The sequence below is a fragment of the Pseudomonas sp. GM49 genome (assembly GCF_000282355.1).
Lineage (GTDB): Bacteria > Pseudomonadota > Gammaproteobacteria > Pseudomonadales > Pseudomonadaceae > Aquipseudomonas.
The window spans coordinates 1-11,808 of sequence record NZ_AKJL01000094.1 but is presented as its reverse complement, the minus strand read 5'-3'; the positions used below and the strand labels follow the sequence as shown (position 1 = coordinate 11,808).

Here is an 11,808-nt window from a genome sequence, read left to right as displayed (position 1 = left end):
GGGGAGCCAGTGCTCATCGGCTGTGGATAACTTGCAGTGCCGACGCAGCCCCGGCAAATCCAGAAAGGCATTGGCACAACCCTGACGCTTCTGCTGGCGCTCACGCGCCTCGGCGACAAGCGCCGCAGCACGGGCGCTGTCCTCTCCCGGTTTCACCGTGGGGTTCAATGTTGTGATTTCCCGGGCGACTGTCAGGTGCAGGTCGATGCGATCGAGCAACGGCCCCGACAGTTTGTTGCGATAACGCTGCACCATGTCCGGCGTGCAGGAGCAGCGCCCGCTTGGCTCGCCAAGATATCCACAGGGGCACGGATTCATTGCCGCCACCAATTGAAAACGCGCCGGAAAGTGCGCGCGATCTTTCGCCCGCGAGATTACGATATGCCCGGATTCCATCGGCTCCCTCAGGACTTCCAATACTCTGCGCTCAAACTCGGGAAGCTCATCAAGAAACAGGACGCCGTGGTGGGCGAGGGTAATTTCACCCGGCTGCGGTTTCGAGCCGCCACCCACTAAAGCGGGGCCAGAGGCGGAGTGATGGGGCTGGCGAAAGGGGCGTTGTGGCCAGTGACGCAAGGGCACACAACTGGTGACCGACTGAATCGCCGCCACTTCCAGCGCCTCGCTTTCGGTCAGCGGCGGCAGCAGCCCTGGCAAACGACTCGCCAGCAACGTTTTTCCGGTCCCCGGGGGGCCACTGAGTAGCAGGTTGTGAGCTCCAGCAGCCGCAATCAGCAGCGCACGCTTGGCCGCAAGCTGCCCTTGCACTTCATTCAGATCGGGATAAGGTTTGCTGGCGCAGAGCAGTCCATCGGAAGCATAAGGTTCGATCGGTGTATGCCCGTTGAAGTGCGCGACGGCCTCCAGCAAATGGTCAACAGCAATCACTTTCAGTCCCGACGCCAGGCACGCCTCCTCAGCGTTCGCCCGTGGCACCATCAGCCAGCGCCCGGCCTTGCGTGCCGCCAACGCCGCCGGCAACACCCCTCGAACTGCCCGTACCGCACCTGACAGGGCCAACTCCCCCAAACACTCCACGTCATCCAGTGTCAGCGTCGGCACCTGCACGCTGGCCGAGAGAATCCCCAGGGCAATCGCCAGATCGAAGCGCCCGCCATCCTTGGGCAAATCCGCCGGCGCCAGATTCAGCGTGATCCGTCGCGCCGGAAATTGCAGCCCGGAATTGATGATCGCACTGCGCACCCGATCCTTGCTTTCCTTCACCGCCGCCTCGGGCAGGCCGACCATGGTCAGGGATGGCAGGCCGTTGGCCAGATGGACTTCTACGGTGACGGCGGGTGCCTCGACGCCCACCTGGGCGCGGCTGTGGACGATGGAGAGGGACATGGGCGTTCCTTGAGCTAAACGGGGGCCGCTTCCTGCGGGTTGTTGAAGGGTAGACGTGGAGTCTTGCCGGAGAGGAGGGGGAACTATCGCAGAATGTTGCTGAAGCCACGATCTGTAACAGCTGCCCAGTGCTGCGTTCGGCTGCGCAGCAGTCGTAAAGCCTGCTGGCAAAGCCAGCCTGACACACCCCAGCGCATTTATTTTGCGTATAAAATCAAGCAACTTATGTTGAGGCGGCTTCTTTGGAAGAAGTTGTGTCGTCAAATAAACTACTGTCACCGTCCAGAATTCTGCTGACGAAGCTCTCGGTATCCATCTTCTTTTTACCTTCAGCGATATTCGTAAAATAGTTGAAGTCTAGATCTATCCAGTCCTTGAGTTTGGTTTCGTAGTCATTTGGATACTGTGCTTGCTCCACTGGGGGCAGCCCCTTGTAATGGTCAAGGACGCTTTGGAAGAATTTGGTGAGTTTTCCGGTGCTGTTATATTCATATTCTGCTTCGGCCACCACTTTCTGTCGCCATGCAAATTCTTGTTTGGCTGACTCTTGCAACGCTGCCCGTCTTTCATTGACGGTAAAGGTGCCGCTGTCATCGTAAGTAATTAAAGCAAGCTGATCCATGGGCATCCCCGAAAACGGGTTTTTTCCGAGCCCGTTTGTATACTTTGTTGCACTTTTGGCGCGCGCTAATAATTCGGCATTATCTGTGTCGGGAACTTCGGAGTCGTGTTTTGATTTGTTGGCAGTATAATGATCGCTGTCCAACTCGTTGAGTGTGTTCTTAGCCATCCAACTCAGTTCCGTTCTAGTTAGGCGTGCATCCCGGGCCTGTGCACGTACTGAGGCTTCGCTCAATTGGCTAGCTAGCGTGGAAACGGTACTACTATCTCGTGCGTTGCCAATTGGGCCTTGGGGTGTGTTTTGGTTCACACCTTGGTTTTTGCCGGGAGTCTCTGTCAATTTTTTTGTTCCAGCCGGCGCTTGGCTGTTGCTAGCTGCAAAATTGTTTAGTGAATTAACCATTTTTTGCCACTCCCTGTTCGATGACTAAAATATGATAGGTTGCCTAATGACTGTTGATGCTTTAGCAAGATCTTACAAGCCCCTTAAGGCCCGCTACATGCTTTACTTCATTGTGATTACTACCGACCAAGCATAGGTGGACGGATTTGTTTTAGTTACCTTTATGGTGCAGGTCGCCCCGCCACTAGGCGTGGCCTTATTATTCCATTTTGGAATTTTGCTTGCGGCAAAGCCAGGGGTAGTCACAAATGTCGCTAAATAAACACATTTCTTATTGCCGATTTGATACCGTAAATTAGCATGGTTGTAATCAGGTGATATCTGGCTTTGTATGTCGTACGTATCCGAGCTATTTGCAGTCACGGACGCTTGTGGAGTGGGTGATGCATTTGCTTTCGTTATAGCTTCGTTGTTCGTTATGGGGGTATACGTAGCAGTCTGTGTTCCAAGATTCTTGAATGTAACTGTCACAGGCGGCCCAGCTACCGCTGAACCGATGTGGAATGTAGTCATCGCGAAAGCCGCAATTAAAGGCTTGGATATTTTCATGGGTGTTGCTCTTTGTAGTGCTGGTGCAGTCTTCCATTTAGAAAATTGTACTCATCAAAATCTATTATCTAAGCCATGTAACATGGACTTAAACTTTTCGAGCGGGTTGGCGAGCCGGTGACTGCGGAAAAACCGGCGGACCGGAAGGTCTTTCCATGCACGACCATAATTCGAGAAAGGAATAAATCACTGGTTCGAACGTGGTCACGGTGCGTCGGGTGCTGTTCGAGTACCCAAACCCGTTGCTGACTAATCAGCTGGGAGTGAGCTTAGGAACCGGAGCTTTGCCGCGCAATCGGACGTGGAATGAGATCTTCGTAGGAAGTTGCCGGGATTCTTGCGGGCTTGAATACCGCAGCCTGCGGCAATTCCTACAGGTCAATTTGAAGGTCGTTTCGACTTTATCGCGAGCAGTCTCGCCCCCAAGTAGATCTTCGATCTCCACCGGGTAATCGCCTGGAAGCGTTGAATGTGTCGGCACCTACGGTGAACGACATCGTGCTCCAGCGTCGGGGTGTCAGTGCTGATATGGCTCTGAGGTTATCTATCTGTCTGAACACTACCCCGGAATTCTGGCTGAACCCCCACGCCAAAGCGTGGGGTTTTTATTCAAAATGCGTGAAGCATCTTCGCGGCTCTTTTCCACCAAGGCGCACTGATAGCAGGCCTTGAAGTCTCCTGATCAGGCAGCATCTGCGGCACATCCTGCAGCCGAATCCACGGCTGGTTGTTCCATTGCAGCAAGCTCAACGACATTTCCGGCCAATTGAGCAGGCTCAGTTGTGGGCGTTCGGTTGTGGTGGGGTGTTGGGCGTCTCGCAGGGCGGGGACGACTTCGTGGGTCAGCCATTCACGCAATGCTCGGTATTCGGGGCAGTAGTGGTAGACGAGCATGGCGTAGACACCGGATTCGCTGATCAGCAGGGTGTTTTCGATGTGGCCGTAGATGAGGGTTCTGGTGGTTTGGTATTGGTCGGGATCGAGTTTTCGGAGTTGGCGGTCGTTGAGGTAGATGCGTAGCAGTCGGCCCAGGTCGCGGGCGCTGAACCAGGGTTGGTTTTGTATTAGGAGGGCGTGGAGGTGGAGTTTGTGGCGGGTGAAGACGCGGGGGATTAGATAGTTATCGTCCATAGAGCAGTATCCAAGTTCGCTTGATAGATAACTGCCATTTATCGTCGCCAAACAATAAGGGTGGCAGCTGCATGCGGGTTGGCGAACCGGCCAAGCGAATACCGGCAGACCCTAAGGTCTCCCACACACAGCCGCCATAATTCAAATCGGGAGTGAACACCCGATATTGGATGATTGCACTGCATTGCTTGGTTCCAGGTCGCCAAACCCAGTGCTGAATGTTCAGCCGGGATGAGCTTAGGAACCGGGGCTTTGCGGCGCAATCGGACTGCGGTGTGATGTTTGTAGGACGTTGCTGGAATTGTTGCGGGGCTGAAGATCAAAAGATCGCAGCCTTCGGCAGCTCCTACAGGTGAAGCGGAAGGTCGTTCCGACCTTCAATCGCGAGCAAGCTCGCTCCCACAAGGGGACTGCATTTCACATCAGAATTTACTCGGTAGGCGGATTCAGCTTCGCTTCCATCTCCGCAACCTTCGTTTCAAGAGCCTCCAGCCGCGCCCGAGTGCGCGCCAATACAACCATCTGGCTGTCGAACTCTTCCCGACTCACCAGATCCAGTTTGCTGAAGCCGCTCTGCAGCAACATTTTGAACTGGCTTTCGATTTCAGCTTTCGGCAGGGGCGTGTCGCCGCTGAAGAGGCGGGAGGCGGTGCCGGTGAGGGCGTCGAGGAAATCTTTTGGCGCGAGCATGGGCAATGTCCTGGAAACAATGACGGGCAGTGTATCACGCAGTGTCTATAGTCATTTGCGCGGGCAGGGGGTGCACGCTTTTCGCGCATTGGGACGGACGGCGTTGCACCGTTGTTGTGCGTAACGTGCGGGGTCTTGTCGCGAAGTATCCACCATCCACCTGTAATGGCTTGAAAACAGTCAGTTTTGTGGAGATGGCAAGCTTTCTGCTTAGATGCTGGTGACCCATGCACTGATGCAGTCGCTGTGACGAATGCAGTGCGCCAAACGGAGCGCGGGGGAGTGTTTCGTGAGGAGCGGTTAGCTGGCGTCGGACGGGCAGGTAAGGCCGACGATGCGTTACAAAGCCAGGCACTGCGCTTAGACTTGAGACGGGTTTGTTTTCCTGGGGCAAGTCCACCAATTCGGGAGAGAGTTTTCATGAAGCTAGTCACTGCCATCATCAAGCCGTTCAAGCTGGACGACGTACGCGAGTCGCTGTCCGAGATCGGCGTGCAGGGCATTACCGTCACTGAAGTCAAAGGCTTTGGTCGGCAGAAGGGTCACACCGAGCTGTATCGCGGCGCGGAATACGTGGTCGATTTCCTGCCCAAGGTGAAGATCGACGTCGCCATCGACGACAAGGATCTGGACCGGGTAATCGAGGCCATCACCAAGGCTGCCAACACCGGCAAGATCGGTGACGGCAAGATCTTCGTGGTCAATCTGGAACAGGCGATTCGCATCCGTACCGGCGAAACCGATACCGACGCTATCTAAGCCGCCACAAACCCAACGCCCCAGGAGAAAACAATATGACTCTGCGTAAATTCGCAGGGCTAGGAGCCCTGTTGTCCCTCGTAATGCCCGGCCTGGCCATGGCGGCAGACGAAGTGGCGGCCCCAGTCCTCAACTCCGGCGATACCGCCTGGATGATGACCTCGACGGCCTTGGTGCTGTTCATGACCATTCCCGGCCTCGCGCTGTTCTACGGCGGCATGGTTCGGTCGAAAAACATTCTTTCCGTGATGATGCAGTGCTTCGCCATTACCGGTCTGATCAGCGTCCTGTGGGTCATTTATGGCTATAGCATCGCGTTCGACACCACGGGCATGGAGCAGGGCGTCGTCAACTTCAACTCGTTCGTCGGCGGCATGGGCAAAGCATTCCTCGCCGGCATCACGCCAGCCAGCCTGACCGGCCCTGCGGCACTGTTTCCCGAGGCGGTGTTCGTCACCTTCCAGATGACCTTCGCGATCATCACTCCGGCGTTGATCGTCGGTGCATTCGCCGAGCGGATGAAATTCTCCGCGATGCTGGTCTTCATGGGCATCTGGTTCACCCTGGTTTACGCACCGATTGCGCACATGGTCTGGTCCGGTAACGGCGGCCTGCTGTGGGACTGGGGCGTTCTGGACTTCGCCGGCGGCACCGTGGTGCACATCAACGCCGGTGTGGCCGGTCTGGTTGCCTGCCTGGTGCTGGGCAAGCGCAAAGGCTTCCCGACCACGCCGATGGCGCCGCACAACCTCGGTTACACCCTGATGGGCGCGGCCATGCTGTGGGTCGGCTGGTTCGGTTTCAACGCCGGTTCCGCCGCCGCGGCCAACGGCACCGCCGGCATGGCGATGCTGGTGACGCAAATTGCTACCGCCGCTGCTGCGTTGGGCTGGATGTTTGCCGAGTGGGTTACCCACGGCAAACCCAGCGCACTGGGTATCGCTTCGGGCGTGGTTGCCGGCCTGGTGGCAATCACTCCGGCAGCCGGCACCGTCGGCCCGATGGGCGCGCTGGTAATCGGTCTGGCGGCTGGCGTGGTGTGCTTCTTCTGCGCGACCACCCTCAAGCGCAAGCTCGGCTATGACGATTCCCTGGATGCCTTCGGCGTGCACGGTATCGGCGGTATCCTCGGCGCAATCCTGACCGGTGTGTTCGCTGCCCCGTCTCTGGGTGGCTTCGGCACCGTGACCGACATCGCTGCGCAAGTGTGGATTCAGTGCAAGGGCGTGGGCTTCACGGTGATCTACACCGCGATCGCCACGTTCATCATCCTCAAGGTGCTGGATGCGGTCATGGGGCTGCGCATCAACGAAGAAGAAGAAGCGGTCGGCATCGATCTGGCGCTTCACAACGAACGCGGCTACAACTTGTAAGCACGCACATAAAAAACTTGCCCGGCTTGCCGGGCATTTTTTTGTCTGGAATTTGTCATTGGAGGGCGAGCCGAAAGGTTTTTTCCTACAGGTTTTGCGATGTTTGCTTCGGGTGATTTCGTGCGGTCGAAGGCTTACAGGATTGAAGGAATATTAGGGCCTTTGTTTTTTCCCAGAGCGCGCTAGAATGCGCCCCGAACGTGCGGAGAACTGTATGTGGCAACAGACTCTGATTACCTTGCGGGCGAGGCCCCGGGGCTTTCATCTGGTAACGGACGAGTTACTCGCCGGCCTGCCTGAACTCAAGGCGTGTCGGGTCGGTCTGTTGCATTTGTGGCTGCAGCATACCTCGGCGTCGTTGACCATCAACGAGAACGCCGATCCGGCGGTACGTCGCGACTTCGAACGATTTTTCAATCGTCTGATCCCACAAGGAACAGACGGCTATGAGCATAACGACGAAGGCCTGGACGACCTCCCGGCGCACTTCAAGGCCAGCGTGCTTGGCTGTCAGCTCAGTTTGCCGATTTCGGCAGGCCGGTTGGCGTTGGGGACCTGGCAAGGCGTTTACCTGGGCGAGCACCGTGATCATGGCGGTGCCCGTAAAGTCCTCGCCACCGTGCACGGTGAAGGGGCATAACCGCTGGTCAGCAGCGGCTGTTGATTTTTTTCCGGCAGCCTTCGACAGAGGGCAAAGCTGGGCTATAACTAATCTGCTTTTCGCAAGTCATGAGGTAGAACATGAGCGACGATGATCTGGAAAACGACGACCTCGAAGTAGGCGACGACGACGAAACCGAAGAAGGTCTGGAAGCAGCGGCGGAAGACGTCGCTGAAGACGACGGCGGTGATGCGCCGGTTCCGACCGCCAAAGGCAAGGCCAAGGCAGCGGTATCTGTCGATGAGCTGCCGAGTGTCGAAGCCAAGAACAAGGAGCGCGACGCCTTGGCCAAGGCCATGGAAGAGTTCCTGGCGCGTGGCGGCAAGGTGCAGGAAGTGGAGGCCAATGTGGTCGCCGATCCGCCCAAGAAGCCTGACAACAAGTACGGCAGCCGGCCTATCTGAGCCCGCTTCGTGCTTGCTGAAAAAGCCCGCCGTCGCTGCGGGCTTTTTCATGCCTGAAGCAAAAATTTGAAACCTGTGGTGATCCCTGTGGGAGCGGGCTTGCCCGCGAAAGCGGTGTGTCAGTCGATATCAATGCTGACTGACACGGCCCCTTCGCGGGCAAGCCCGCTCCCACAGGTTTTTGTGTCAGGCCGACACAGAATTCCACCGCGCCAACAACGCCGGTAACTCGGTCAGACTGCCAATCTGCGCATCCGGCAGCCGGTCCGCTTCCCAGGCCTTGCCCGCCGGGTTGAACCAGATCGCCCGCAACCCGGCCTGCTGCGCCCCGGCAATGTCATCGCCCGGATGATCGCCAATATGCACCGCCGTTTCAGCGGTCGCGCCACCGCGCTGCAAGGCCTCCTGGAACAATCGTGCGTCGGGTTTAGCGATGCCGATGTCTTCGGCGCACAGCGCAAACTTGAAGTAATCCGCCAGGCCCAGTCGACGGACATCGGCGTTGCCGTTGGTGACCACGCCGAGGGTGTAATGGTTGGCCAATACTTCCAGGGTCGGTTGCACCTCCGGGAAGATTTCCAGCTGATGTCGGGCATGCAGAAACACTTCGAAACTCTGATCGGCCAAGTCCGACGCTTCAGCATGGGGATATCCGGCTTCTTCCAGGGCCTGGAACAACACGCGCCGGCGCAAGGCGCTGATGCGGTGCTTGAGGTTCGGCTCGATGCTCAGGATGCGTTCGCGTATGGCCCACAAATGCTCCACCGGCACTGCACCCAGGTTGGGCGCATGCTCGGTCAGCCATGCGCGCAATACGGCTTCGGCGCTGACGATCACCGGGGCGGTGTCCCACAGGGTGTCGTCGAGGTCGAAGGTGATCAACTGAATACTCATGAATCGTCGCCTTTCATGCGTTTAGCCCGTGGGTGGGCACTGTCGTAGACCGCTGCCAGATGCTGGAAGTCCAGGTGGGTGTAGATCTGCGTGGTCTTGATGTCCGAGTGGCCGAGCAGTTCCTGCACCGCCCGCAGATCCTGGGAGGATTCCAGCAAATGGCTGGCGAAGGAGTGCCGCAGCATGTGCGGGTGCAGGTTCTGCCCCAGTTCGCGCTCGCCGGCAGCCTTGACCCGCACCTGGATCGCCCGGGGACCGAGACGTCGACCTTGCTGGCTGACAAACACCGCATCGTCCGCCGGGTTGGCCATGGCCCGCAATGGCAGCCACTGCTCCAGAGCCTCGCGGGCCTTTTTACCCACCGGCAGCAGTCGGGTCTTGCTGCCCTTGCCTAGCACCTGGACCATGCCGTCCGCGAGGTCCAGTTGATCAAGATTGAGGCCGGTCAGTTCCGACAGGCGCAGCCCGGAGGAGTAGAAAAGTTCGAGAATCGCCTGATCCCTGCGTGCCAGAAAGTCATCCTCTACACCGCCTTCAAGCAGTTGCAACGCGCGGTCGGTATCGAGGGTTTTCGGCAGGCGGCGTTCGCCTTTCGGCGGCGCGAGACCATTGGCCGGATCGTGGTCGCACAGGCCTTCGCGGTTCAGGTAGTGATAGAGCCCGCGAACGGCCGACAGCAATCGCGCCAGGCTGCGGGACGATTGGCCCTGGGCGTGCAGGCGGGCAATCAGGCTGCGCAGGCGCTGGATGTCCAGCGCCGCCCAGCTGCCGATGTTCTGTTTGGCGCACCAGCCCAGCACTTTGTCGAGGTCGCGGCGATAGGCCGACAGCGTGTGCGGCGACACCTGCCGCTCACTGCGCAGGTGTTCGCAGTAAGCGTCCAGTTGTCGTTCCATGTTCAGCGTACCGAGCGCAGGGGGTTGTTGACCCGTGGCAGCACGCGACCCATGACTTCAGCGATGTAGCTCAGGAACAAGGTGCCCACCGAGCTTTTGTAGTGCTGCGGATCGCGGCTGGCGATGGCCAGGATGCCGTGGATGCCTTGGTGGCTGATGGCAACCACCGCGGTGGAACCGATCTGCTTGCGCTGTTCTTCGCCGAACAGGAAGTCCAGCTCATGTTCGCGCAGGCTGCCGCTGATGCTTTTTTCTTCCGAGAGCAAGCCGCCGATGGCCACTTGTGCTTCGGCGTGAGTGGCCCAGCGGCCGACCGGCATGGCGTTGTCACCAAGCAGAATGAGGCTGACGAAGGGCACCTGGAATTCCTGGCGCAGGCTGTCTTCGACGCACATCACCACGTCTTCCAGGCTGGCGGCATCCATCAGCGCCAGGATCAGGCGACGGGTCTTGTCGAAGAGACGATCGTTGTCGCGGGCTACGTCCATCAGGTGCGACAGGCGATGACGCAACTCGATGTTGCGGTCACGCAGGATGGTCATCTGACGCTCGACCAGCGACACGGTGTCGCCGCGCCGATGGGGAATACGCAGGGACGGGAGCAGTTCTTCGTGCTCGACGAAGAAGTCCGGATGAGCCTCCAGGTACGCGGCTACAGCCGCCGCCTCCAGGCTTTCGGCCGGTGATTCGTCAGCTTGTCGTGCGGGTACCTGAGGCTTGTCGGTCATGGATTTCGCTCACTCAAAGACGCACTTGTCCTTCATATACGCGCACTGCCGGGCCGGTCATCATCACCGGTTGGCCAGGGCCTGCCCATTCGATGGACAGGCGCCCGCCAGGCAGGTCGATCAATAGCGGCGAATCCATCCACCCCTGGCTGATCGCGGCCACTGCGGCGGCACAGGCGCCGGTTCCGCAAGCCTGGGTTTCCCCGGTTCCGCGTTCCCAGACGCGCAACTGTGCGCGGCTCCGGTCGATGACCTGGAGAAAACCGACATTGACCCGTGCCGGGAAGCGCGGGTGATGTTCGATTTTCGGCCCCAGTTCATGCACCGGCGCATTGTTGATGTCGCTGACCCGCACCACGGCATGGGGGTTGCCCATGGATACCGCAGCCAGTTCGACCGGGGTGCCGTCGACGTCGACCTGATAACTCTTGGCCTGCTCCGTTGCCTGGAACGGAATATCCGCTGGCACCAGGCGCGGCGCGCCCATGTTGACGCTGATCTGGCCATCGTTGCGGATGTCCAGTTCGATGATGCCGCTTTTGGTCTCGACGCGAATCTGCCGCTTGGCGGTCAAGCGCTTGTCGAGCACGAAGCGGGCGAAGCAGCGCGCACCGTTGCCGCACTGTTCCACTTCGGAGCCGTCAGCGTTGAAGATCCGGTAGCGGAAGTCCACGTCCGGATTGCTCGGTGCCTCGACGATCAGTAACTGGTCGAAACCGACGCCGGTGTGCCGGTCGCCCCATTGTTTGGCGTGCTTGGGCAGAATGTGCGCGTGCTGGCTGACCAGGTCGAGGACCATGAAGTCATTACCCAGGCCGTGCATTTTGGTAAAACGCAGCAGCATGGTTTTACTCCGGCAGCAGGCTTTCGCCAGCAAACAACTCGGCTACCGTCTCACGGCGACGCACTTCAAATGCCTGATCACCGTCCACCAACACTTCAGCGGTGCGGCCGCGGGTGTTGTAGTTGGAACTCATGACAAACCCGTAGGCACCGGCCGAATGCACGGCCAGCAGGTCGCCTTCCTCCAGCGCCAGTTGACGGTCCTTGGCCAGGAAGTCGCCGGTCTCGCAGATCGGGCCGACGATGTCGTAGGCGCGGGCGGCGGATTGACGCGGGCGCACGGCCGTGACGTCCATCCAGGCCTGGTACAGCGCCGGGCGGATCAGGTCGTTCATGGCGGCGTCGACGATGGCGAAGTCTTTGTGCTCGGTGTGCTTGAGGTATTCGACCTGGGTCAGCAATACACCGGCGTTGGCCACGATGAAGCGGCCCGGTTCGAACACCAGCGCCAGGTCACGACCGTCGAGGCGTTCGCGCACGGCCTTGATGTAGTCGCCAGCCAATGGCGG

General features: G+C 58.7%; 14 protein-coding genes and 1 pseudogene. 5 read left to right on the top strand and 10 right to left on the bottom strand.

What is annotated here, in order from left to right:
* The 3 genes from PMI29_RS20015 to PMI29_RS30970 form a co-directional block, all read right to left on the bottom strand.
* Positions 1 to 1,347, bottom strand: a 1,347-nt coding sequence (locus tag PMI29_RS20015) for a YifB family Mg chelatase-like AAA ATPase (RefSeq protein WP_007996265.1), incomplete at its 3' end; no start/stop codon positions are given.
* 223 nt (positions 1,348 to 1,570) lie between these two features.
* A complete protein-coding gene (locus tag PMI29_RS20020) occupies positions 1,571 to 2,371 on the bottom strand; it encodes a hypothetical protein (RefSeq protein ID WP_007996263.1) in 801 nt (266 codons plus the stop codon).
* Between the two features lie 102 nt (positions 2,372 to 2,473).
* Positions 2,474 to 2,920, bottom strand: coding sequence for a hypothetical protein (locus tag PMI29_RS30970; protein WP_081501648.1), 447 nt, complete (start codon positions 2,918 to 2,920; stop codon positions 2,474 to 2,476).
* 462 nt (positions 2,921 to 3,382) lie between these two features.
* Between PMI29_RS30970 and PMI29_RS30965 the strand changes: the two are divergent.
* Positions 3,383 to 3,502: pseudogene (locus PMI29_RS30965) on the top strand (HigA family addiction module antitoxin); the annotation flags it as partial.
* A gap of 27 nt (positions 3,503 to 3,529) precedes the next feature.
* On the opposite strand, the gene PMI29_RS20025 reads toward PMI29_RS30965, so the two are convergent.
* Both PMI29_RS20025 and PMI29_RS20030 read right to left on the bottom strand, forming a co-directional pair.
* Positions 3,530 to 4,051 carry a BRO-N domain-containing protein gene (locus tag PMI29_RS20025; protein WP_007996260.1) on the bottom strand — a complete coding sequence of 174 codons (522 nt, stop codon included), beginning with the start codon at positions 4,049 to 4,051 and terminating at the stop codon, positions 3,530 to 3,532.
* A 429-nt stretch (positions 4,052 to 4,480) separates the two neighbouring features.
* Positions 4,481 to 4,741 (bottom strand): accessory factor UbiK family protein, encoded by a 261-nt coding sequence (locus tag PMI29_RS20030; RefSeq protein ID WP_007980822.1) that lies wholly within the window; start codon positions 4,739 to 4,741, stop codon positions 4,481 to 4,483.
* A gap of 420 nt (positions 4,742 to 5,161) precedes the next feature.
* Here PMI29_RS20030 and glnK point away from each other — a divergent pair, with 420 nt between their 5' ends.
* The 4 genes from glnK to sutA all read left to right on the top strand — a co-directional run bounded on the left by glnK (position 5,162) and on the right by sutA (position 7,938).
* Complete coding sequence (glnK, locus tag PMI29_RS20035; RefSeq protein ID WP_002555808.1) at positions 5,162 to 5,500, top strand: P-II family nitrogen regulator; 339 nt, start codon at positions 5,162 to 5,164, stop codon at positions 5,498 to 5,500.
* Between the two features lie 35 nt (positions 5,501 to 5,535).
* A complete protein-coding gene (locus PMI29_RS20040) occupies positions 5,536 to 6,873 on the top strand; it encodes an ammonium transporter (protein WP_007996254.1) in 1,338 nt (445 codons plus the stop codon).
* Positions 6,874 to 7,087: 214 nt separating this feature from the next.
* Complete coding sequence (locus PMI29_RS20045) at positions 7,088 to 7,513, top strand: secondary thiamine-phosphate synthase enzyme YjbQ (RefSeq protein WP_007989493.1); 426 nt, start codon at positions 7,088 to 7,090, stop codon at positions 7,511 to 7,513.
* Between the two features lie 101 nt (positions 7,514 to 7,614).
* Positions 7,615 to 7,938 carry a transcriptional regulator SutA gene (gene sutA, locus PMI29_RS20050; RefSeq protein ID WP_007980816.1) on the top strand — a complete coding sequence of 108 codons (324 nt, stop codon included), beginning with the start codon at positions 7,615 to 7,617 and terminating at the stop codon, positions 7,936 to 7,938.
* 186 nt (positions 7,939 to 8,124) lie between these two features.
* Here the strand turns inward: sutA and PMI29_RS20055 are convergent, their stop codons facing one another.
* The 5 genes from PMI29_RS20055 to PMI29_RS20075 all read right to left on the bottom strand — a co-directional run.
* Entirely contained in the window at positions 8,125 to 8,832 is a 708-nt protein-coding gene (locus tag PMI29_RS20055) for an HAD family hydrolase (protein WP_007996252.1), read from the bottom strand.
* Positions 8,829 to 9,728, bottom strand: a complete 900-nt coding sequence (xerC, locus tag PMI29_RS20060; RefSeq protein ID WP_007996250.1) for a tyrosine recombinase XerC — start codon at positions 9,726 to 9,728, stop codon at positions 8,829 to 8,831. The genes PMI29_RS20055 and xerC overlap by 4 nt, the downstream gene beginning before the upstream one ends.
* 2 nt (positions 9,729 to 9,730) lie before the next feature.
* Positions 9,731 to 10,456, bottom strand: a complete 726-nt coding sequence (locus PMI29_RS20065; RefSeq protein WP_007996247.1) for a DUF484 family protein — start codon at positions 10,454 to 10,456, stop codon at positions 9,731 to 9,733.
* Positions 10,457 to 10,469: 13 nt separating this feature from the next.
* Positions 10,470 to 11,300 carry a diaminopimelate epimerase gene (gene dapF / locus PMI29_RS20070; protein WP_007989473.1) on the bottom strand — a complete coding sequence of 277 codons (831 nt, stop codon included), beginning with the start codon at positions 11,298 to 11,300 and terminating at the stop codon, positions 10,470 to 10,472.
* A gap of 4 nt (positions 11,301 to 11,304) precedes the next feature.
* Positions 11,305 to 11,808, bottom strand: a 504-nt coding sequence (locus PMI29_RS20075) for a diaminopimelate decarboxylase family protein (protein WP_007996245.1), incomplete at its 5' end; no start/stop codon positions are given.